Raw genomic sequence first — 23,749 nt, forward strand, 5'->3', positions numbered from 1 at the left:
AAGTTTTATAATTAAAGAAAAGCTTTCTGTTTATATATCAGAAAGCTTGTCCTCATGAAGAAAATTTTAATTTATTTTTTTTCTGCAAGCCATCCTGCTAATACACCGGCTTCTTCTTCAGTAGCCATACCAGGAGGCATCGAGCCTTTTCCGTTAATAATAATATCATGAATTTCTTCTTCTGAAAGGTTTCCACCAACTTTTGTTAAGTCTGGTCCTGCTCCACCAGATAAGTCAGCCCCATGGCAAGAAGCACAATTGGATTCAAAAATTGCTTCAGGATCATCTGACGTTTCACCTTCTTGTGTCTCTTCTGTTGCCTTTTCTCCACCTTCTTCAGCTTGCTGGATGTCGTCTCGTTGGTTTACACCAACAAAAGAAATGATGATTACGGTTAGTATCCCAAGAACAGCTATAATTGCATAAGGGACAACTGCATTTTTCTTCATTGTATTTCCTCCTTATGTAATCCCTATCCTGTACGTATTATATCACGTTGCTAACATCTGTTAAATTTTTTTGATGATATATGTAAGATGTTTAACAAAGGAAAGCAACCTGTTTTATTCAACTGACCATCTATAAGGTTTTACTAATCCCTTTTATGGTAGTTAAACAATGTACAAAGACTATATATATTTTACTCGAAAATGAAATTAGTTTAAAGGGTTAAGCTATGAATTAAAATAAATATGTTAAAAATGTAAAAAAGCGTTAGGTAGGCAGAATAAATTTAAATCGTTATTTGCAATATCAACAGAAATTGCGTAAAATAAATAACAAGAAAAAGAAAACGATACCAAAAGGTATGAAGAAAAACCTTTATGCCCTTTAAACAGCATTATTGCTTAGAAAGGTTACTGGTTTTTCTCCAGGATGGTTAAATAGAAAAGAAGTATTCTATTCTAAGAAATCTTTTAGGCGTTTACTGCGGCTTGGATGTCTTAATTTCCGTAGCGCCTTCGCTTCAATTTGACGAATTCTTTCTCGGGTTACTCCGAACACTTTTCCTACTTCTTCCAAGGTCCTAGTTCGCCCGTCATCAAGTCCGAAACGTAAACGTAATACATTTTCTTCACGATCCGTAAGTGTGTCTAACACATCTTCTAATTGTTCTTTTAAAAGTTCATATGCTGCGTGATCGGAAGGAGAAACTGCTTCTTGATCTTCAATAAAGTCGCCTAAGTGGGAATCATCTTCTTCACCTATCGGAGTTTCTAGTGAAACAGGTTCTTGTGCAATTTTTAGTATATCACGAACTTTATCTGGTGATAAATCCATCTCTTTACCAATTTCTTCTGGCGTTGGTTCACGTCCAAAGTCTTGTAGCAGTTGACGCTGTACCCGGATCAGTTTGTTAATTGTTTCTACCATGTGTACAGGAATTCGAATGGTTCTTGCTTGGTCCGCAATAGCTCGTGTAATAGCCTGTCGAATCCACCATGTTGCATACGTACTAAATTTAAAGCCCTTCTGATAATCAAACTTCTCTACTGCTTTGATCAAACCCATATTTCCTTCCTGGATTAGATCGAGAAATAACATACCTCTTCCGACATACCGTTTTGCAATACTTACAACCAGACGTAAATTCGCTTCCGCCAGTCTTCTTTTTGCTTCTTCATCCCCTTGTTCTATTCGAACAGCCAGATCAATTTCCTCTGCTGCAGATAGCAGATCTACTCGACCGATTTCCTTTAAATACATTCGGACCGGATCATTTATTTTTATGCCAAGCGGAACACTAAGATCCTCTTCTATATTCGCTTCTTCTTCCTTAGCAATTTCTTTCATTTTAGGATCGTCTTCGGAATCACCTATAATTTCGACTCCTTGTTCTCCAAGGTACTCATAAAACTCGTCCATTTGGTCTGATTCTATAACAAAGTTGGACAAGCGATCTGCTACTTCCTCATAAGCTAAAACACCACGTTTTTTCCCCATCTCAAGCAATTGTTCTTTTGCTTGTTCAAGTGTTTGCTCTGGTTCATTTTCCATTGTTTGTGAAGTTTTGTTTTCAGCCATGAGTGCCCCTCCTTTCAAACTATATAAAGATTCAATTCGTATTTTTTAGTTGTTTTTGTATCTTGATGATTTCCATGGCTATCTGCGCCGCTTTGATCGGGTTGTTATGTTGTTCTGCCTGTTTTTGCTGTTGTTTTAATGTTTTTATGCTTGGAACATCGTTTGTTTGAGTTCGAATCGTTCTAAGGTAGTCGTCGATTTCTTGATCATCGATATTTTTATTTACAGGCAGCATAGCTATTTCCGATACGAATTGTTTTAAATTTTGATCTGTTAGTCTTTCTATAAATAAACTAACATCTGCTGGATTACCTTCTTCGTAAAAAGCGTATAAATGTGTCACAATAATCTTATGTGCTTCAATGTTAAAGCTAGCACCTAATTCTTTCTGTACTTTATTAGTAATAGACAGATCTTGCAACATATATGCCAAAAGTTGTCTTTCTGCATTTTGAAAAGCAGGAAGCAGTTTTTTCGATTGATAAAAATTTTGCTTACTGTTAGTAGTATATCTGTTCTTTTCTCTCTTATCCCTTTGAATTCCTTTTTGCCGGTTTTTTTGAATGTCATCTTTTAGTGAATTCAATGACAGATCGTATTCATTACTTAGTTCTTTCAAATAATATTCCCGTTCAACCGAACTGCTAATCATCGCAATTTGTTTAAGAACTTCTTCTATATAATGGATACGATCTCCTTCCAGGCTCATATTATATTCCTTTTTTAAATAACGCATGTAAAAGTTTATAAATGTATCACTTGCTTGGATTACCTCGTTTTTAAAAGCTTCAGCACCATGAGCTTGGATGAAACTGTCTGGATCCTGATTTTCCTGAAGTTTTGCCACCTTCACAGTACAGCCAGCTTCACGTAATAGGATAGATGCTTTATAAGTTGCTTCCATTCCGGCATTATCAGCATCATAACAAAGGATCACTGTATCAACATATCTTTTTAACAGTTTAGCCTGGTATTGTGTTAAAGAGGTTCCTAGAGTTGCAATGACGTTTTTCACTCCAGCTTGGTAAGCGGAAATTACATCCATGTAACCTTCAAATAAAACAGCTTCACCTTCTCTGCGAATATGCCTTTTTGCTAAATCGAAATTATAAAAAAGCTTGCCTTTTTGAAAAAGATCACTTTCAGAGCTGTTTAAATACTTAGGTCCATCTTGATTCGAGATGTTGCGTCCGCCGAATGCAATCGTTTTTCCCAGATGATTACGTATGGGAAAAATAATTTTACCCATAAATCGGTCAGTTACCTGATCATCTTGAAGGGAAAGTAATCCTGCTTTTATAAGCAACTGCTGGTGAAACCCCTTTTTTTCAAGAAATTCAGCCGTGAAGTCTTTCACACGCGGGGAAAAACCAAGTTGAAAGGCCTCAATGCTTTCATCACTAATACCTCTGTCTTTAAAATATTGATAACCTTCTTTACCGTCCTTTGTATATCTTAATAAATGATTATACAGTTTCGTTAACCACTTATATGCTGATAATATGCTTTGGTTTTCTTGAGAAAGTGATGATTCTTTTTTTATGCCTGTATCTGGTAAGTGAATCCCACTTCTATTAGAAAGTAGCTCTAAAGCTTCATAAAATGAATAACTTTCCATTTCCATTAAAAATGTGACTATATTTCCTCCTTTGCCACATCCAAAGCAATGAAAAATTTGCTTTTCTTGTGTAACAGTGAAGGATGGGGTTTTTTCACTATGAAATGGGCATAAACCTACAAAGTTTTTTCCTTGTTTTTTAAGTTGGACGTACTCTCCTATAAGATCAACGATGTCGTTAGCTTTGCGAATACTTTCAATTGTTTCCTCAGGAATACGATTGAGCATACACATCACCATGCCTGCTTATTACTTATTCGTGATTAACAAATAATATCCTTCAAGATTCGACAATTTTTCAGAAAAACAAAAGGGGATTCTTTGTAATACAACGCATATCTGTAATTTAGCTCAAAAATTTGTCGATTTTTTTGTCTTAAATATAGTATTCTATGTGCATTGTAAAGAATCCTTCTCATTTTGGAATGTTTAACTTTTCAGAATATCTGCACAGAACTATTATTAGTTAATCATATGCAATATAGAGTTTAAATAATTACTTCTATCATTACACAAGTAGTAATTATAATACAATTTTAATGAATTTACTAGAAAAATTACTTAAAAAATAAGTTAAAAAGAAAGCATTCTTATTTCAATCTGAATGCTTTCTTTGAAAAGATGATAGGGTGTATATATAATCCAATCCATTTTATTTTAGCATCATATGTAATATAGTATTAGCAGTTTCCTCGACGGCTTTGTTAGAAACATCTACTACTTTACAGCCTATCTTGTTCACTAACTCATTAAAATAGTTAAGTTCTTGGTGGATTCTTTTCATATTAGCATAAGTTGCTTGATCACCAAGTCCTAAAGCCTTGAGTCGTTCTTTTCTAATTTCATTTAATTTTTCTGGACTGATCAATAAGCCAATACATTTTGATGGATCTACGTCAAATAATTCTTCTGGAGGATCTACTTCAGGTACGATCGGTACGTTTGCCACCTTTAGTTGTTTATGTGCTAAATACTGTGATAATGGTGTTTTTGATGTCCGGGAAACACCGATTAATATTATATCAGCTCTTGCGATTCCTCTTGAATCTCGCCCATCATCATATTTAACCGCAAATTCAATAGCTTCTACACGTTTAAAGTAATCTTCGTCAAGCTTGTGAACTAAACCTGGTTCCAGGCGGGGTGGTTTCCCGTAGACACGTTTCATTGCTTTAAGCATCGGTCCCATTATATCTATAGCTTCAATATCCATTTCGGCAGCGCGCGCATTCAAATAGTTTCTAAGTGTTGGATCTACTAAAGTAAACCCAATCATATCCTCCTTTTCTTTTGCAAGTTGCAGCGCTTCATCAATTGTACTTTTATCTTCAATATAAGGAATTCGCTGTATTTTATATTCACCATTATTAAATTGGCTTAAACCAGCTTTTATTACTAATTCTGCTGTCTCTCCCACGGAGTCAGATAAAACATAAATAGTGGGCTCAGCACTCATGTTTAAACTACTCCTTTCTGCTTTAGCATTATAAATGTTCATTCATAATTAGCTCAACAAATGCTTTTGTTATCGTTGTTTTTGTAATACGACCTACAATCTCTAAACCATTTTGCGTTTCTTTAACAACTGGTAAACCATCAATCTGTTTATTAATTAATTTGTTGGCTGCATCTATTAACAAATCCTCTTTTTGGCATATCGTTATATTAGGCATCCTGGTCATAATGATGTGTACTGGCACTGCATCTAAATCTTGGTTACCAATACTAGCTCTTAATAAATCTTTTCTTGACAGGACACCAATTAAACAGGAATGATTATTTATTACAAATAATGTTCCAACATCTTCTAAAAACATAGTAGATATAGCATTATATACGGAGTCATCCTCTTTAACAACTATTGGAATAGATTGAAACTCTTTCACTTTAAACTTCTTAATTTTTTCTGTTAGCAATTCCGCTCCTGTTTTTCCAGTGAAAAAATATCCAACGCGGGGTCTTGCATCTAGAAATCCAGCCATTGTTAATATAGCTAAATCAGGGCGTAATGTTGCCCTTGTCAACCCTAACTTTTCTGCTATTTTTTCACCGGTAATAGGACCGTTTTCTTTTACAATTTCTATAATTTTTTCCTGCCGGTCTGATAATTCCACTTTGTCACCACCTAAAGACAATATGACATACTATTCTCCTATTATTATATACTAAATATAGTAAAAAGGAAAAAATCATTTGTAAATCTAAGTTATTGTTTAGCTGGCAAGCTATGAGAAAGTCTGACAGGTAGTCCTAAAAATGCTGTTTCCATTCTACAGCAGATAAGTCTGCAAAGTCATTAATTAACATTGCAATATGATTTACAAGGGAAAGTCGATTGTTTCGAATTTTTTCATCGTCAGACATAACCATGTTATGCTCAAAAAAGTGATGAATTGGTTCAGCTAATTTTCCTAATTGTTTTAAAGCCTCATCCGCATTGCGGTCTTTATTTGCTGTTTTATATGCTTGATGAGTTTCTTGATATTTATCAAATAACATTTGTTCTGAAGAAGTTTCAAAAATAGCTGGATTTACTTCATCTCGATGGGAATGTTTGGATAGGTTTAAAATACGTACTAATGCTTCCTGCACATTTTTAAATGAATCATCATTCCGTTTTTCAGATAAAACACTTGCTTTGTCAACTGTATATCCAAAAACTCCAATTTCGTTGTGTAATACAGCTTGAATAACATCTTGCTCAATTCCCATTTCTTTAAAGAGAAATGTTGCACGTAGACGGAAAAACTTGTTTAGTTCATTTTTAACATCATTATTAATTTTCAGGTCAACAGGTAGAGCTTGATACCGGTTTAGTGTGATATTAATTAAGCTTTCCAAGGATATGTTCCAGCTGTTACTTTCCATAATTCTTAAGATAGCAACAGCTTGACGGCGTAATCCATATGGATCTTGTGAACCTGATGGGACTAGGCCAGCAGCTATACAGCCGACGATGGTATCTAATTTATCAGCTACACTTACAATGGATCCTAGTATGGTAACGGGCAATTCTCCATTTGCATGATCTGGCAGATAATGTTCTCTTAGCCCTTTGGCTACTTCCGCATCCTCATTAAAATGAAGTGCGTACGTTTCCCCCATTATTCCCTGTAGCTCCGTAAACTCATTAACCATATTTGTTGTTAAGTCGAATTTACAAATTTCTGCCGCTCTTTTCACCTTCGTTAAAGTATTTTTATCTAAGTTTAGCAACTTTCCCAATTGTTCGCTAATCTCAACAATTCGATCCACTTTATCCTTTAAAGTTCCTAATTTATCTTGAAAAACAACACGTTCCAATTTTTTCTGAAAAAAAGAAATAGACTGTTTTCGATCTTCTTCGTAGAAAAATTGAGCATCTGAAAGACGTGCTTTAAGAACCTTTTCATTTCCTTTTATAACAGTATGAATCGCATGATAATCCCCATTTCTAACACCTATAAAATAAGGTAATAACTTTCCTTCATTTGATTTTACAGGAAAATATCTTTGGTGTTCCTTCATAGACGTAACTAACACCTCAGAAGGAAGCTGTAAAAAATCCGGATCGAAGGAACCTTGAAAAACAGAAGGATATTCTACTAAGTTGCATACTTCATTAAGTAAATCTTGCTCGACTGGAACTTGAAAACTTTCTTTTCTTTCCAATGATTGTATACCATCCAAGATCAATTGTTTCCGATCTTGTGGATTTGCAATTACAAAATTATCTTTTAATTTCGTTTCATACTCATCTGGGCTTTGCAGCTGAATGGTTTTACCTAAATATCTGTGCCCATATGTAATATTACTTGTTTTTACATGGGCAATTTCAAAAGGTATAACATGTTCACCGTATAAAGCAACTAGCCACCTAATAGGGCGGGCATACCTTATTGTTTCTTCAGCCCAACGCATGTTATTAGCGAATTGGATCGATTCGATAATAGATTGAAAAGATGGAAGTAAATCTTTTGTTCGTTTTCCAATAATATGTTTTTTTACAAAGATATAGTTCGTACCCTTGACCTCTTTTGTATAAATGTCGTCCGTTGTTTTACCTTGCCCCTTAGTAAAGCCAATAGCAGCTTTTGTCCAATCCCCATGCTCGTCTTTTGCAATTTTTTCTGCTGGTCCTTTCGCTTCTTCTTCGATTGTTGTCTGTTCTTCCGCTGCTTTTTTAATTAAAACTGCTAATCTTCTCGGCGTTGAATACGTAGTAATCGATTCAAAGGATATCCTCAATTTTTCTAACCAATTTTTAGTTTTAGTCGCAAGTTGCTTTTCTGCATTATAAATAAAACGTGCTGGTAATTCTTCTAACCCTATTTCGAATAATATACCTTTCGTCATCAATACTCCCCCTCCTTTTTTAACATTGGGAATCCGAGCCTTTCTCTTTGAGCAACATATGCTTTAGCTATATTTCGAGCTAATGTACGAACTCTTGCAATATAACCGGTTCTCTCTGTAACAGAAATGACACCTCGTGCATCAAGTAAGTTGAATGTATGTGAACATTTTAATACATAATCATAGGAAGGAAATACTAATTCTTTTTCCATTGCAGCTTTTGCTTCCTGTTCATACATGGAAAATAGATTAAATAACATATCTGTATTTGATTCTTCGAACGTATACACAGAGTGCTCATATTCTGGCTGGTAAAAAATATCTCCTATCGTAACTCCCTTTGTCCATTCTAGTTCAAATACATTTTCTTTGTCTTGAATAAATGAGGCTAGACGTTCAATTCCATATGTTAATTCGACAGACACTGGATTTGCCTCTAGGCCGCCAATTTGTTGAAAATAAGTAAATTGTGTAATTTCCATTCCGTCTAACCATACTTCCCAGCCTAATCCAGAAGCGCCAAGTGTTGGGTTCTCCCAGTTATCCTCAACGAACCGGATATCATGTTCAAGCGGATTAATTCCAAGTTTTCTTAAAGATTCTAGGTATAATTCTTGGATATTAGCCGGAGAAGGTTTCATGATAACTTGAAATTGATGATGTTGGTATAATCGATTAGGATTTTTTCCATATCGGCCATCCGCAGGCCTTCTTGATGGTTCAACATAAGCAACATTCCAAGGTTCGGGTCCTAAACTGCGTAATAAGGTCATTGGAGACATCGTACCTGCACCCTTCTCAACATCATAAGCTTGCATTAATAAACAATTTTGATCTGACCAATGCTTTTGTAGCGCTAAAATCATTTCTTGAATATTCACTTTACAATTAACCTCCGTTTTTAAAATAATGAAAACTCCGTCCCTATGTCTGACCTTAAGACATAGGGACGGAGTTTTTCCGCGGTTCCACCCTATTTGCTCATCCTATTTAAAAGAGCCACTTTATATGGATTGCTCCAGAGTGCCATTCCTTATTATTCTATATCCAGCTCTCACTATTCTGGATTCGCTATAGATAGAAGTTAATAAGTACTATTCTCTTTCCTAGCAAAATTAGTTTTTAATTATGTACAAAATATTACGTTAAAAACGTTCATTTGTCAATGATCAAGCTAATGGAGACGATCCATTTGTTTTAAAAATCTTTTTGTTTTTAAATAATAACCACCATATTGATCATAATATGCGTCTAAAATTTCGCGTAACAGTTGTCTGTTTTTCGCTTTAACTGAAATAGTTCCAATACGTTCTAGCCCTACTGCCATAAACAAATGCAGTAGCTTTGCTATCGAATCGGGCAGATCTACCCTAGAGCCATCGATATACTTACACTGTTTACAAAGTAATCCGCCTTCTGCTATCGAAAAGGAAAAAGGAAGTTCCTTGCGACCGCAACGAACACACTGATCAACTGTGGGAGCAAATCCGCCTATTGCAAATAACTTCATTTCATACATCATCATTGGAATGTCTACACTATCATTATCTGCAACCCATTGCATCGTTAAGTATAATTGGTCAAATAAATAAGGATCAGGCAGATGATTATCCATCATCTTATCTGTTAATTCCATCAAATAGGCAGCATAGGAGGTTTTTATAATATCTTCGCGAATCGCTCTTAGAGAATCAATTATCTCCCCCTGCTGTATCGTACTTAATCCTTTATTAACATAAACTAAAAACTCACCATATATGAATGGCTGCGTAACAGCAGCCATTCGACTTTTTGGTTTTTTAGCGCCCCTTGCAATAGCGGCAAATTTACCTATCTTTTTGCTGAAAATCGTAACAATTTTATGTGTTTCTCCATAATCTTGTGTTTTAACAATAATACCTGCTATTTTTTCTAGCACACAGTTCACCTTTCTTGTTTATCAATCAAATAATGCTGTGTAAAAACTACCATTTTGAATCAAATGAAGTGATTTTTTTACCATCGGTATGTTGAGCATTTAATTCATGCTCAATTTCTTTTAATAATAAATAGGTTTCAATGTTTCCTGTTTGACTAAATAGCTTCCAAGTTAAGTCTAACACAAGAAACCCCACCTTTCTTAAACATGATTTTTGGTAACTGTGTATATCTTAGATTGACCATATTTTTTAAAAAAATAAGTATTAAAATTTTCCATGTTTAATATTCATCACTATTAAATCCATATGTGCGTAGATGACTCTGTCTATTTCTCCAATCTTTTTGCACCTTAACCCATAGCTCCAGATATACTTTTGTTCCAAGCAATGCTTCGATGTCTTTTCGTGCCTTCTTTCCAATGCTTTTCAACATACTGCCATTTTTACCTATTAGGATTCCTTTTTGAGTTTGACGTTCTGTAATAATAACAGCTTGAATAAATACTTTGTTAGCATTTTTATTCTCTATATCTTCAATCACTACAGCGATCGAATGGGGAATTTCTTCTCTTGTTAATAATAAAACTTTCTCTCTAATTAATTCACTAATAATAAATCGTTCAGGATGATCGGTAATTTGATCTTCTGGATAGTATTGCGGCCCCTCTGGTAAATGTTGTTTTAACATATCAAGTAAGTGGTTAACATTATTTCCTTGTAGTGCCGAAATGGGGACAATTTCCTCAAATTTACATTTGTTTCTGTATAATTCGATTAAAGGAAACAAATCGTCAGGGTGAATTAAATCAACTTTATTTATTATTAGAAAGACGGGACGCTTGATGTTTTGTAAGCGATCTAAAATATACTGATCGCCTTTTCCATAACCTTCTTTCGCATCAATCATAAATAATATAGCATCAACTTCATTCAAAGTTGTTTCTGCAGTTTTTACCATAAAATCCCCTAGCCGATGTTTCGGTTTATGAATACCAGGTGTATCAATAAAAATAATTTGAGCATCTTGTTGAGTATACACACCCTGTATTTTATTTCGTGTTGTTTGTGGCTTATCACTCATGATTGCAATTTTTTGTCCGATAACATTATTCATAAACGTCGATTTACCTACATTGGGTCTGCCTATAATTGCCATAAATCCTGATTTATAATTATTTTCCATTTTATTTCCTCCGAAGTATCATTTCATTGTATGTACCATAATAATACTATAAATAGATTTCACTTTCATGCAAACGACAAAACATTTTCTTTTTCATGAAAACAAGTCATAATTTGCTACTTTAAATAAAAATAAAAAGCCCTTAATGGACTTTAAATAATGCCAATATCTTTGGAATGTATAAAAGGAAGCCAACCACAGTTGCTATAAAAGAGGCTACTAAAACATTGGCTGCTGCAATATCTTTTATCACTTTTGCTGCTGGATGGATTTCCGGTCTAAGGTAATCAATGATTCTTTCTATAGCACTATTTATAATTTCTGCAACAAAGACGAATCCGATAACGAGAACTATTATGATCCATTCCATTTGAGATAGAGACAAAAGCATACTTGCTAATATAACTGTCAACGCAGAAAATAAATGGATTTGAAAATTTCGTTCCGTTTTGATAACCTCTAATAATCCATTCCAAGCAAAAGAAAGACCAATTGAACGTTTTTTATCTCTCAAGACCAAACTCCTCTAAAATTCTTTCTTGTTTCTGAAACATTATTTTTTCTTCATCTGTGTTCATATGATCGTACCCCAATAAATGAAGAAAACCATGAACTGTTAGAAAACCAAGTTCTCGTTCTAATGAATGATTATATGCTTTTGCTTGCTCTTTCGCTCTATCGATAGATATTACAATATCACCAAGTACTAATGGAAAATCATCATCCTCGCTGCAAATATCCATTTCCCCATCTACTGTTTCTTGTAATGCAAACGAGATAACATCGGTTATCTTATCCTGCTGTCTATAGTTTCGATTAAGTTCTTGGATGTCCTTGTTATCTACAAAACTGATAGAAATTTCAGCTTCTCTGGAAACCCCTTCTTTTTCAGCACTAAATAAAATTAATCGCTGCAGTAAATCGATATATTCTGTTGGAACAGTTCGAGTTTGATCGTGAAAGTCAATATGCATGTTTTATTTTTCCTCCTCCTTAGGATATTGTATTCTTGAATGAAAGATCCCTTTTAAAGCTTTACAAACGGTTATGTGAATTTGATTTAACTCTTGAATGGTTATGGGACTTTCATCTAATTGCCCATCGATTATACGGTCATTGATGATCGATGTAACAATTTCTTCTATCTTTTCTTCAGTAGGCTCTTTTAAGGAGCGAACTGCTGCTTCTACAGAATCACATATTGAGATGATAGCTGCTTCTTTTGTTTGTGGTTTTGGCCCAGGGTAACGGTAATTACTCTCCTTAGCATGTTCATTTATCTCTTTTTCTTTTAAATAAAAATACTTTAATAGGGTTGTACCATGATGCTGCTTGGCGATGTCAATAATTTCCTTAGGGTATCGATGCTTTTTTAACATTTCTGCTCCATCATACGGATGACAAATAATAATCTCTGCACTTTTTTTCGGATCTATGTCATCGTGTGGATTTTTAACTGCTAATTGATTTTCAATAAAATAATGTGGTCTTATCGTTTTACCTAGATCATGATAATACGCGCCAACCCTGGCTAAAAGACCATTTGCACCAATAGCTTCACATGCAGCTTCACTCAAATTGGCAACCATTATAGAGTGATGATAAGTACCAGGTGCTTCCGTTAAGATTTTTTTCAGCAAAGGCTGATTTGGACTTGATAGGGATAATAATTTTGCGTCAGATAAAATGCCTAATCCTGTCTCGAAAAATGGTAATAGCCCAATTGTCAACACAACGGAAATAAATGCTGATGCAAGACCATAGCCAGATTGCACAAATAAGTCACTTAATGAATACTTTTCAAAAGATAGTAATATAAATAACAGTACGGTAATGATATTTATGATGGTAACACCTAAACCTGCTCTCATAATGGCTAGTCGATCTTTCACATGAACTAAGAAGATGATCCCAGCCATTTGCGAGAAGAAAAAATATATACCTGCTTCCATGTTTAGAGAGCCCGGTATTTCCCCGTTAAATATAATACTTCCTATAATTGCGTATAAGCATGCAGAGACAATAGCTAAACGTTCATGTATTAATTGTTTTAACATCAATACTCCTGTAGCTACAGGTACAATAAGGTATAACTGATTCGTTTGTGTGGTATATAAGCTTACAATTTTCATTAAAAAAATAACTATAAAACTGTTTAATAAAATGGTAGCAATTTTACCTTTGTCTAATTTTGATTGTTTTGCAATCAAAAACATTTCATACCCGATAACACTAATAATTAAAATTATTAATAACCCTAACCCGATTATTGGATAAACATTTCTTTCTTTGTTAAGCAATCCAGTTAATTTTAGTTCTTCATACGTTTCATTTGTTATCGTTTGGCCTTCTCTTACGATAATTTCACCTGCTCGAATGATAACAGGCTCAACACTGCTTGCAGCTTTTTTTCGTGCCTCCATTGTTTTTTCAGCATCAAAGAAAGAATTTTCAACTACGGAAAACTCACTAAGCTTCAATAATGGCTTTTTTATATTTTCATCTAGATTGGAATATTTTATGTGTTGCTTAACTTCTGTTTTTGCACTTTGGATATTTTCTGCCCGAACTCCATCATCCATCACATCTGTAAGTGAAGAAATTAATAACTTTTTTCCTTCTTCACGCTCATCTGGATCAGTTTTGATCAGTTGATTAAAAACATTTTCGTTTACATCATCGGTAATATCAGAGGACAAGATTTGTTTTAGTTGATCTACCTTTTCTTGATTCATCAACTGATCCTTCGTTTTCTTCTTTGACTTATTTTCATCCTCTTCTACTTTTGAGAGAGCCTCAAATACTTCTTCAACATATTTTATTTGTTCATTTGTAATTTCTTTAGATATATTGTATCTGTCTTTAACTGATTGAACGGTTTCCCTCATTTTCCGGTCTGTTTCTTTCTCATCCTCGATTGTTACTGGAGAACGGATCGTTTCTTTAGCACGGTTAAACCGTTCGATATCATATGTTTCTGTATACACATTATTTATTGTTATCAGAAAGAAAAATATACCCAAAATAAGAAGGGGAATAATCATGGTAACCCATTTATTATTAATGCCTAAAATGGATTTTATAAATACTGCTATTTTCTTTTTCACTTGTTTCACCTCATGTTAGAAATTAAATAACAGCAGTTAACAGTGTTTATTCAGGTTGTGAATTGTAATACAGAAATAAGACCCACTAAATCGGGGGTCTTACTATACTTAAAAGAAACTAATTTGTTTTTTCATAGGCGTCAATAATCCGTTGCACCAGGGGATGTCTTACTACGTCTGTTTGATCAAGATACTTAAAAGAAATACCTTTTACAGCCGATAAGGTGTCATTTGCTACTTGTAAACCTGATTTAACCCCTTTAGGTAAATCAACTTGTGTTATATCCCCCGTGACTACCATTTTTGAACCAAATCCCAGTCTCGTTAAAAACATTTTCATTTGCTCAGGTGTCGTATTTTGTGCTTCATCTAGGATAGCGAAAGCATCATCCAAAGTTCTTCCACGCATGTAGGCTAGTGGTGCGATTTCTATAACCTCACGCTCAACTAGCCTCATGGTATGCTCTGCTCCTAGAACATCATTTAAAGCGTCATATAAAGGGCGCAGATACGGGTCCACCTTTTCTTTTAAATCACCTGGTAAAAAGCCAAGGCTCTCTCCTGCCTCAACTGCTGGACGGGTTAAGATGATTTTTTCGACTAGTCCGTTTTTTAATGCTTGAACAGCTGTAACTACAGCTAAATATGTCTTTCCAGTTCCTGCTGGCCCAATTCCAAAAACTAAATCATGTGATCTTATCGCATCTACATATCCTTTTTGTCCTAACGTTTTTACCCGTATAGGTTTGCCTTTCGTATTTTTGGTTATAACATCTTGGAGAAGTGCTTCAAACTTATTAATCTTGCCTTCCTTCGCTAAATCAACTGCATAGACTACATCCCTTTCTGATAACGGCAGCCCTTTTCGGATCACAGATAAAAGTGTTAAAAGCACCTCTTCAACAAGAAATATATTTTTATCTTCTCCAGAAACGCTGACTTGTTCTCCCCTAGTGACAATGGATACATTGAGCTTTTCCTCAATTTGTTTTAAATGTTTATCGTTTGTGCCAAATAAGGCTAACGCTTCACTGGGGTTTGTCACTTGTAAGTCAATTACATTCAGATTCTCCGACATAATCAATCTCCTTGATTTAGAAAGTTACTACATTGTAGTGGCATATTTTGTTTTTTATTTTATTGGTTCTGCTTGAGCTATATCTTCTTCTACAGCAATGTATAAGTTTAATTTAACTTTACCACTCTCCGTAGTTTCATGCAAAACTTTTTCAGTCAAAATTTTTGCATCAGGACCTAATTGTAATTGAAGTTCCTTCCTTGCTTGTTTGATTCCAGTTTTTATCGCTTCTTCTTTTGTTCGAGATAGTTTATTGTACTTCTTTTCACTTAATGTCGACTGAACAATTTTTATAGGTAACTTCCATTTAAAAAAATATACAGAATTTTTGGTTGTATCTGTATGGATTGCTTGATAATCCGGATCTTCAAATCCCCAAATCGGAATTTTAAAACCGCCTAATTGTATATAATGCTTTTTCTCGTTATTTCCCGTTAATACTTCATTTTTAGTTTGCAAAGGAACAGTAACTGTCATCTCATACCATGTTTTAGCAGTAATATCGCCTTCAGCAGCTACTAATTTTGATTTCTTTTTTTCTTCCTTATCCTCTTCTTCATTCTCTTCATTGTCCTCAGTAATATCTCCTGACACTAAGATATCTCCAGGTTTCACATAGTCATTTACCTTAACTTTAGGAAGTCCTTTAGAAACATAGATATTTTTAATCACTCCCTTTTTCGTAGCTACTAAATTTTGTGGACCTGCATTCTCTTCTTCTTCCACTATAATCTTCTCAACGCCTTCTAGAAAAAAGGTTGTCCCTTTTTTATGCACACCTACCCATAGTAACTCAGGTATATCATTCATTAATTTTTGTTGAATAGAACTGGCTGAATCTAGAGAAAAACTTAACGTTCCAGGGCGAATGCCATAACTGTCTAATTGTTTATTTATTTTTTCCTCTATATCTTTAGGAACACCGGTAATCTGCACTTTCCATACGATATTGGATAATGCTATAATTAAAAAGAAACATAGAAAAAGGGCAATAAGGAGTTCTTTTTTTCGAATAAAACGTTTAAATAAAAAGGGATATCCCTTTTTATTAATAAATGATATTTTATAGTCTGTTTCTTTTTTTATCTTTTTTATATACTTTACATGCTGTAATTTAATATTGCCTTCACACGTATCTTTACCGATCTTTTTTATATTCCATACCGGTATTTTGTGTTTCATACATGCCTGAAAAAATAATTCTGGCGTATTCCCTTTCACAACAACAGTAATATATCCAGTAATAAAAGCTCCTTGTATATGTTTCATTTCCTCCTCCTGTATCATATCCAATGTTAATTTTGAGGGATAAATTTCACCTCGGATATTGTTCCTTCTAATAATATTTCTTCAGGTAACATCATTTTTATAATAAAAGCAGAACCTGTAATCTGCACAAACCCCTTATTTGTTTTTAATTTAAGTTCTGTATCAGAGTATGTAACAATCCCCTGATGGTTTTCGATATATGCATGAATTTGCCCAATCATCGTAATTCTGGGAAGTTCGAGAATGACATCAGAAGGAAGAGCTAAATATTTAATTAACCATGGACGAATTCGTTGATTCCATTTCTTCACTAATGGCATCCCCCTCTCAACATTATATTTATGAAATAGGAGAATGGATAAGAACAAAAAATTAAAACTTACCTTTGTAAGAAAATTTAAATATTATAGCATATAAAAAAACCTCAACCGGATATGCTTCAGCTTACCAGTTGAGGTTGCTTTATTATCTATTCATTTTTCGGGATTGAATAACACTTTTATATGGCCTAATAGCCCTAGGGGAATCAAGTACTTCGGACATAATGATACTGTCAACTAAACCATCACGAGATAGATTTCTTTTCATTCTTTCTTTCATAGGTTTATGTTGTAATTGTGATTTTTTGGGTTTTGAGTCTAATTTTTCTTCTGTATTTTTTTTCATTGCCGAATGTTGAAAGTCTTCTAACGCTTCTTTTGTTCTCATATTTATATTTCCAGTCAAACGTTTTAATTGTTCCTCTCGTTGTTCCTCAGTAGAAACTGTTTTACTTTCTGGCCTTGGTTTCAGTTGCCTGAGAGGTTTAGCTTGTTTATTTGTTTGATGATCCCCGGTAGGAGGAGCGGATGCTGTGTATGGTTTCTTATTAGACTTCTCAGTTTGCTGTCTTGAATGTTTTTCTTTCTCTAACTTATCTTTCACAAAGCCTATAATTCCACCAATAATGATTAATATTATCATGAAGTTACCAAAAATAGCTTCTAATAAGGCTTCCATGATAGGCCTCCTTCCAGTTTACACCTCAAAAGGTTATTGATTTTTATGATCATCATGATGATCATCTTCTGATAATTTACCGATGGTATCTCGCATATCCGTATCAGCATTTATATTCTTGTAATTCATATAATCCATAACACCAAGATTTCCAGATCGTAATGCTTCAGCAAGTGCTTTTGGAACTTCAGCTTCAGCTTCCACCACTTGTGCACGCATTTCTTGTACTCTGGCAACCATTTCTTGTTCTTGTGCAACAGCCATTGCGCGACGTTCTTCTGCTTTTGCCTGAGCAATGTTCTTGTCAGCTTCAGCTTGATCCGATTGTAATATCGCACCAATATTTTTACCGATATCAACATCAGCAATATCAATGGATAAAATTTCAAAGGCAGTACCTGCATCTAATCCTTTCGCCAGTACAGTATGAGAGATTGAGTCAGGATCTTCCAAAACCTCTTTGTGTGTCTTTGAACTACCTATTGTACTAACAACACCTTCACCTACACGTGCAATAACAGTTTCTTCACTTGCTCCACCAACAAGTCGGTCTATGTTAGCACGCACTGTAACCCTCGCTAATGCTTTTACTTCAATCCCATCCATTGCAATACCTGCAATAAAAGGCGTTTCAATTACTTTAGGGTTAACACTCATTTGTACAGCTTCCAACACATTACGTCCAGCAAGGTCAATTGCTGCAGCACGTTCAAATGATAAAGTAATATTAGCTCGTTGTGCTGCAATTAAGGCATTAACTACCCTGTCAACATTACCACCTGCTAAGTAATGACTTTCTAATTGATTCGTTTTAACATCCAACCCAGCTTTATATGCCTTTATTAAAGGGTTAATTACTCGAGCTGGTACCACTCGACGCAAACGCATACCTACCAAAGTAAACAATCCAACTTTTACACCAGCTGCTAAGGCGCTAATCCAAAGCATCACTGGAACGAATGTAAACAATACAGCAATTGCAATTAAGATAACTGCAATTATAATGATTGGTGCAATATCTACAAATTCCATTTTTATTCCTCCTCAAATTTTTTATTTATAGCTCGCGTTATAGTTCGCGAACAACAACTCGCATTCCTTCAACTTTAATGATCTTTACAGACTTATTCTTATCGATAAAACTACCTTCTGAAACGACATCGATACGTTCATCGTTAAATACAGCCGTTCCAGATGGACGAAGTGGTGTTGAAGTTAGCCCTTCTAACCCAACAAGTTCAGTACGATTGTCAGAAGATACATATCCTAAATCTGTTGTAGTCCGATCTTTTAATATTATATGGCGGAAGAAGCCTTTCTCCATACCAACCCATTTAAATAATATGATGGAAGCAATTACTGCTACCACAAAGGCTATGCTAATACTAAGTGACATATGTTTTAAATCATATCCAGACATAAGTAACGATCCAATTATTGAACCAATTCCGAGTAAACCCATAATTCCTCCGGGCACAAAAAATTCCGCTATAATAAGAACGATTCCTAACACAAGCAATATGATAGCTTCCATGCCTGCCAAACCGGCAATAATGTGTCCATAGAAAAATAGTATTAAGGCTAATAATCCCATGGTTCCTGGAACACCAAAACCTGGTGAATATAGCTCAACAATCAGTCCAAGACTTGCTACCGATAAAAGAATTGGAACAACTACAGGATTTGTTAAAAATCTTGCAATTTCTTCCGCAAATGTGGGTTCTGTTTCTACAATCTTTGCATTTTCTAGTCCTATATCATGTAATAATTTAGTACGATGATTCACTATACCTTCAGCGTAATCAACCTCTAATGCGGACTTAGGATCTAAGGTTAAAAATTCTCCTTTACCAGCATTATACTCTGGTAAATCAATACTTGAATCAGCCATGGCTGCAGCATAAAGGGGATCTCTATCTTTAGATTCGGCAGCACTTTTCATTGCGGCCAACCATGCAGATTGTGCTTTCTTATCTGCTGCCGTACCGTCTTGATTAATTACTCCGCTTGCCCCCATTGTTGCATGGGGTTTCATATAAATCGTATCTGTATTTAACGCAATATAAGAGCCAGCGGACAATGCCTCATTAACAATAAAAGAAGTGGTTGGAATTTTTAAGTCTTGCAAAAGATTAGCAATTTGTCCCGCAGAATCAACTCTTCCTCCGGGAGTATCAATCTCAAATACAATATGATCAGCGTTCTCTTCGATTGCTTCTTTTGTTGTACGCTTTAGAAAAGCCTCTAATCCTCTTTCAACTTCTTTTTTTACTGGTATAACATATACTAATTTTCCTTCTCCATTCTCTTTAGCTTCTATTGATGATTCAGGAAGAAATGGGAGAATAAAAAAGGTTACTAATAATGCAATTACTATGTAAATGATGGGCTTTTTCCTGACAATATAAATCACCCCCTTATCAATTTTTTCATTTTTAGTATGCCTTTTTACTCGGATAAATAAATAGTAACATATATTACAAATGTATTGGGATGTAAATCAAGCTTTAAAAAAGTCCTTGCCACAAATGACAAGGACTTTTTTAACATTAATTCAAATATTTTTGAACAATTTTATTTATTTGTGAGCCATCAGCTTTTCCTTTAACCTTTGGCATAATGGCACTCATTACTTTTCCCATATCTTTTTTAGATATAGCATTTACTTCCTGTATTGTTTCTTGAATAAGTGCCTCTAATTTTTCGTTTGATAACTGTTCAGGCATATATTTTTGGATAATTAGTATTTCATATTCAAGTTTCTCAACAATATCATTTCGACCAGCTGATTTATATTCTGGGAGGGAATCTTTCCTCTGCTTTAACTCCCTGGACAGTATTGTTAATTCTTCGTCCTCAGAAAGTTTATCTTTACCAAGCTTGATCATTTCATTTTGTAAGGAAGCTTTCACCATACGAATTATGCTTAATTTTTCTTTTTCTTTATTCTTCATTGCCTGCTTCATATCGTTATTCAGCTGTTCTAACAATGACATGTCCTGAGCACCTCTTTAGTATCTGCGTTTTCTAGCAGCTTCCGATTTCTTTTTACGGCGAACGCTAGGTTTTTCATAATATTCACGCTTGCGATATTCGGATAATGTACCGCTTTTTGAAACATTACGTTTAAAGCGACGAAGAGCATCCTCAAGGGACTCGTTTTTACGAATGCGAGTTGTATTTGACATGCTATTTTCCCTCCCTCCGAAGCATAGAACAAAGTTAGACAGACATATGTAAACATTTATACGCCTTGGTTTATTATAATATATCTACCGTTTTAGGTCAACTGCAGATTTTCAAGGACATTTCAATAATCTGATGTTCCTTGATTATCCTTTACTATATCTTTCCCGCTGCTTGCTCCAATCCTTGTAGCACCTGCTTCAATTAATGCTTTTGTAAATGATAAGTCACGTACCCCGCCTGAAGCCTTTACACCCATTTCTGGACCAACTGTCTGTCGCATTAATTTTATATTTTCTAGTGAAGCGCCGCCACCGGAAAAACCTGTTGATGTTTTAACAAAATCCGCATTAGCTTCTTTAGCTAACAAACATGCACGAACCTTTTCATCTTTGTTTAATAATGAAGTTTCTATGATTACTTTAACTAATGCTTGTTTATCTGCTGCTTGGACAATTGCTTCTATTTCTTCTCTTACAAAAGAATCGTTATTTGACTTTAATTCTCCTATATTGATAACCATATCAATTTCTGTCGCGCCATCTTTAATTGCTTGTTTTGCCTCGAAAACTTTTGTTGCAGTGGTTGTAGCACCAAGCGGAAATCCAATTACTGTACATACCTTTACAGAGGTGTCTTTTAATTGTTGATAACAATGAGATACCCAATGGGGATTAACACATACGGATGCAAATTCATATTCTATTGCTTCTTGGATGATTTGATTTATTTTATCGCGTGTTGTCTCTGGTTTTAATTGAGTATGATCAATATACTTTGCATATTCTTTACTCATGATAAACTCCCTTCCAAATTTGCACGTACTATATTAAAACACAGTCCACTCCTTATTTTTCCACATGGAATAATATAGAAAAATTACAGTATGTCGTTAAGGAGCAGACCTTTTGTTTACTGTGCTGTTTGTTGGTACTGACTGTGTGTAGCATTGTCCATTATGCGGACAAACTTACCTTTATTTAATGGGTAACCTGATTTTGTAATTTTAACTCTTACAATTTTACCTATTAAATCTGGTGTTCCTTCAAATTGTACTTTTAAATAGTTGTCGGTGTATCCAACTAATAATTCAGGATGTTCCTCATCATGAACTCGTTCTTCTGGAATCACTTCTAATACCTCATCTTGGTATTTTGAAGCATATTCTTTTGCAAGTTGATTGGATAATTCGATCATCTGATGAACACGGTCATTTTTAAGCTCATCTTCCACTTGATCTTTCATTCTTGCAGCAGGTGTACCAGTACGTCTAGAAAAAGGAAATACGTGTAGTTCTGAATATCCTATTTCCTTAACAAAATCATATGTTTCTTTAAATTCTTCATCAGTTTCACCTGGAAAACCTACAATAACATCTGAAGTAATTGCAAGATTAGGAAGCGCTTTTCGTATTTTATCTACCTTTTGCTTATAATAATTTGTTGTATATTTTCTACGCATTCTTGCCAGGACGGTATTTGATCCGGATTGAAGCGGGATGTGTAAATGCCTAACAATCTTCTCTGATTTATCAAGCACCTCTATAACTTCATCCGTAATTTGACTAGCTTCAATAGAAGAAATACGAACTCGTTTTAAACCTTCTACCTTTGTTTCAAGGTCATGAAGTAACATAGCGAAGTTATAATCGTTCATATCCTCTCCATAACCTGCTGTATGGATACCTGTTAGTACAATTTCTTTATACCCTGCATCAACAAGTTGTTGTGCTTGATTTATTACGTTTTCTGGGCCTCGCGATCTTAGCAGCCCGCGTGACCACGGAATAATACAAAAGGTACAAAAATTATTACAGCCTTCTTGAATTTTCAATGAAGCACGTGTACGATCTGTAAATTCAGGGACATCCATTTCTTCAAATACTCGACTCTTCATAATGTTTGTTACACCATTGACTGGTTTACGTGTTTGTATATGTTCTTCAATATATTCGATCATTTTGCTCCGGTTTTGTGTTCCAACAATAACATCTACACCGGGGATTTCCATGATTTCACCTGGTGATGTTTGCGCATAGCAGCCAGTAACACAAACTACACTTTCCGGATTTTGTCGAACAGCTTTACGAATCGTTTGCCTGCTCTTTTTATCTCCTGTATTTGTAACGGTACATGTATTGATGACATAGACATCTGCTTGCCGATTAAAATCAACACGTTCATAGCCTTGATTCATAAACATTTGCCATATACCCTCAGTTTCGTAATGATTTACCTTACAGCCTAATGTATGAAACGCTACTGTTGGCACCATTAACACCTCAATTCTTCAAAATGATAAGATATGCTTGCTAATACATATAGAGCTGCAGTTTCTGTCCGCAATATACGAGGACCAAGCCGGACTGCCGTAAAGTTATTCTTTTTCAGCAGATCAACTTCGTTTGTTGAGAACCCTCCTTCGGGTCCAATACAAACTAAAACACGCTGCCCTTCTTTTAAGTTCGACACTAGCGTTCCGAATGAATGTTCATGATCCACTTTTGCTTCTTCTTCATAGGCAAATAACTTTACATCGTAATTTCTACTTTCATGAACGAGATCAGAAATTGCCATTATATCTTGAATGATCGGTATTTTATTCCGATGACTCTGTTCACTTGCTTCTTTAACTATTTTATCAAAACGATTTAATTTTTTCTCAGTCTTTTTTTTATCCCACTTAACAATGGAACGTTGAGCTTGGAATGGAATAAAGGAGTGTGCACCAAGCTCTGTACCTTTTTGAAGGATAAAGTCAAGTTTATCTCCTTTTGGTAACCCTTGAGCTATTGTAATTTGAAAAGGAAGTTCTACTTGTTCGTTTAACCATTCTATCACCGCTAATTTAATAAGGTTTGTATCAAACGATGTAATCGTACAAATCGCAGCTTGTCCATTAGGATGATTACAGATCACTTTGTCGTTTATCTTAAATCGCATGACTTTCGATATATGGTGAGCATCATCTCCATGTATATAAACCTGATCATTCTCCCAATTATCTCTAGGAACAAAATAACGTTGCAAG

At 34.8% G+C, this 23,749-nt stretch carries 24 protein-coding genes and 1 other annotated feature; all 24 genes read right to left on the minus strand.

All coding sequences use genetic code 11. From position 1 onward, the window contains the following. Positions 1 to 71: 71 nt before the first annotated feature. On the minus strand, positions 72 to 449 hold the full coding sequence (cccA, locus tag J2Z81_RS02350) for a cytochrome c550 (RefSeq protein WP_029266754.1): 378 nt from the start codon (positions 447 to 449) through the stop codon (positions 72 to 74). A gap of 451 nt (positions 450 to 900) precedes the next feature. Then, positions 901 to 2,025, minus strand: coding sequence for an RNA polymerase sigma factor RpoD (gene rpoD, locus J2Z81_RS02355; RefSeq protein WP_029266756.1), 1,125 nt, complete (start codon positions 2,023 to 2,025; stop codon positions 901 to 903). Positions 2,026 to 2,056: 31 nt separating this feature from the next. Next, on the minus strand, positions 2,057 to 3,871 hold the full coding sequence (gene dnaG, locus J2Z81_RS02360; protein ID WP_226370694.1) for a DNA primase: 1,815 nt from the start codon (positions 3,869 to 3,871) through the stop codon (positions 2,057 to 2,059). A 424-nt stretch (positions 3,872 to 4,295) separates the two neighbouring features. Continuing rightward, on the minus strand, positions 4,296 to 5,099 hold the full coding sequence (locus tag J2Z81_RS02365) for a pyruvate, water dikinase regulatory protein (protein WP_029266761.1): 804 nt from the start codon (positions 5,097 to 5,099) through the stop codon (positions 4,296 to 4,298). 28 nt (positions 5,100 to 5,127) lie between these two features. Further along, positions 5,128 to 5,757, minus strand: coding sequence for a helix-turn-helix transcriptional regulator (locus tag J2Z81_RS02370; protein WP_029266766.1), 630 nt, complete (start codon positions 5,755 to 5,757; stop codon positions 5,128 to 5,130). Between the two features lie 136 nt (positions 5,758 to 5,893). Further along, positions 5,894 to 7,978 (minus strand): glycine--tRNA ligase subunit beta, encoded by a 2,085-nt coding sequence (glyS, locus tag J2Z81_RS02375; RefSeq protein ID WP_226370637.1) that lies wholly within the window; start codon positions 7,976 to 7,978, stop codon positions 5,894 to 5,896. After that, positions 7,978 to 8,859, minus strand: coding sequence for a glycine--tRNA ligase subunit alpha (gene glyQ, locus J2Z81_RS02380; protein WP_029266768.1), 882 nt, complete (start codon positions 8,857 to 8,859; stop codon positions 7,978 to 7,980). The genes glyS and glyQ overlap by 1 nt, the downstream gene beginning before the upstream one ends. 61 nt (positions 8,860 to 8,920) lie before the next feature. Further along, positions 8,921 to 9,095 (minus strand) — a binding site (T-box leader). 57 nt (positions 9,096 to 9,152) lie between these two features. After that, complete coding sequence (recO, locus tag J2Z81_RS02385) at positions 9,153 to 9,896, minus strand: DNA repair protein RecO (RefSeq protein WP_226370638.1); 744 nt, start codon at positions 9,894 to 9,896, stop codon at positions 9,153 to 9,155. A gap of 46 nt (positions 9,897 to 9,942) precedes the next feature. Then, on the minus strand, positions 9,943 to 10,080 hold the full coding sequence (locus tag J2Z81_RS02390) for a YqzL family protein (RefSeq protein ID WP_084178935.1): 138 nt from the start codon (positions 10,078 to 10,080) through the stop codon (positions 9,943 to 9,945). A gap of 97 nt (positions 10,081 to 10,177) precedes the next feature. Beyond that, positions 10,178 to 11,080: a GTPase Era gene (gene era, locus J2Z81_RS02395; RefSeq protein ID WP_029266775.1), complete on the minus strand. Its 903-nt coding sequence runs from the start codon at positions 11,078 to 11,080 to the stop codon at positions 10,178 to 10,180. Positions 11,081 to 11,222: 142 nt separating this feature from the next. After that, positions 11,223 to 11,594: a diacylglycerol kinase family protein gene (locus tag J2Z81_RS02400; protein ID WP_029266777.1), complete on the minus strand. Its 372-nt coding sequence runs from the start codon at positions 11,592 to 11,594 to the stop codon at positions 11,223 to 11,225. After that, entirely contained in the window at positions 11,584 to 12,054 is a 471-nt protein-coding gene (ybeY, locus tag J2Z81_RS02405) for an rRNA maturation RNase YbeY (RefSeq protein ID WP_029266778.1), read from the minus strand. Before ybeY ends, J2Z81_RS02400 begins: the two co-directional genes overlap by 11 nt. A 3-nt stretch (positions 12,055 to 12,057) precedes the next feature. Continuing rightward, positions 12,058 to 14,187 carry an HD family phosphohydrolase gene (locus J2Z81_RS02410; RefSeq protein WP_318842351.1) on the minus strand — a complete coding sequence of 710 codons (2,130 nt, stop codon included), beginning with the start codon at positions 14,185 to 14,187 and terminating at the stop codon, positions 12,058 to 12,060. A gap of 118 nt (positions 14,188 to 14,305) precedes the next feature. Further along, entirely contained in the window at positions 14,306 to 15,265 is a 960-nt protein-coding gene (locus J2Z81_RS02415; RefSeq protein WP_029266784.1) for a PhoH family protein, read from the minus strand. A 54-nt stretch (positions 15,266 to 15,319) separates the two neighbouring features. After that, a complete protein-coding gene (gene yqfD / locus J2Z81_RS02420) occupies positions 15,320 to 16,534 on the minus strand; it encodes a sporulation protein YqfD (RefSeq protein WP_226370639.1) in 1,215 nt (404 codons plus the stop codon). 26 nt (positions 16,535 to 16,560) lie between these two features. Continuing rightward, positions 16,561 to 16,845, minus strand: a complete 285-nt coding sequence (yqfC, locus tag J2Z81_RS02425; protein WP_198020898.1) for a sporulation protein YqfC — start codon at positions 16,843 to 16,845, stop codon at positions 16,561 to 16,563. 154 nt (positions 16,846 to 16,999) lie between these two features. Further along, positions 17,000 to 17,533, minus strand: coding sequence for a hypothetical protein (locus J2Z81_RS02430; RefSeq protein WP_226370640.1), 534 nt, complete (start codon positions 17,531 to 17,533; stop codon positions 17,000 to 17,002). A 33-nt stretch (positions 17,534 to 17,566) separates the two neighbouring features. Further along, entirely contained in the window at positions 17,567 to 18,565 is a 999-nt protein-coding gene (floA, locus tag J2Z81_RS02435) for a flotillin-like protein FloA (RefSeq protein WP_029266788.1), read from the minus strand. Between the two features lie 37 nt (positions 18,566 to 18,602). After that, positions 18,603 to 19,937 carry an NfeD family protein gene (locus J2Z81_RS02440; protein ID WP_029266800.1) on the minus strand — a complete coding sequence of 445 codons (1,335 nt, stop codon included), beginning with the start codon at positions 19,935 to 19,937 and terminating at the stop codon, positions 18,603 to 18,605. Between the two features lie 145 nt (positions 19,938 to 20,082). After that, a complete protein-coding gene (locus tag J2Z81_RS02445; RefSeq protein WP_029266805.1) occupies positions 20,083 to 20,529 on the minus strand; it encodes a GatB/YqeY domain-containing protein in 447 nt (148 codons plus the stop codon). A 15-nt stretch (positions 20,530 to 20,544) separates the two neighbouring features. Beyond that, positions 20,545 to 20,721, minus strand: coding sequence for a 30S ribosomal protein S21 (rpsU, locus tag J2Z81_RS02450; protein WP_029266806.1), 177 nt, complete (start codon positions 20,719 to 20,721; stop codon positions 20,545 to 20,547). Between the two features lie 122 nt (positions 20,722 to 20,843). Then, complete coding sequence (gene deoC, locus J2Z81_RS02455) at positions 20,844 to 21,515, minus strand: deoxyribose-phosphate aldolase (protein WP_226370641.1); 672 nt, start codon at positions 21,513 to 21,515, stop codon at positions 20,844 to 20,846. Between the two features lie 116 nt (positions 21,516 to 21,631). Continuing rightward, on the minus strand, positions 21,632 to 22,990 hold the full coding sequence (mtaB, locus tag J2Z81_RS02460; protein ID WP_029266809.1) for a tRNA (N(6)-L-threonylcarbamoyladenosine(37)-C(2))-methylthiotransferase MtaB: 1,359 nt from the start codon (positions 22,988 to 22,990) through the stop codon (positions 21,632 to 21,634). Positions 22,991 to 22,992: 2 nt separating this feature from the next. Continuing rightward, positions 22,993 to 23,748: a 16S rRNA (uracil(1498)-N(3))-methyltransferase gene (locus J2Z81_RS02465; RefSeq protein ID WP_226370642.1), complete on the minus strand. Its 756-nt coding sequence runs from the start codon at positions 23,746 to 23,748 to the stop codon at positions 22,993 to 22,995. Position 23,749 lies beyond the last annotated feature (1 nt).

It is taken from the genome of Virgibacillus alimentarius, assembly GCF_017874635.1.
GTDB lineage: Bacteria > Bacillota > Bacilli > Bacillales > Amphibacillaceae > Virgibacillus_B > Virgibacillus_B alimentarius.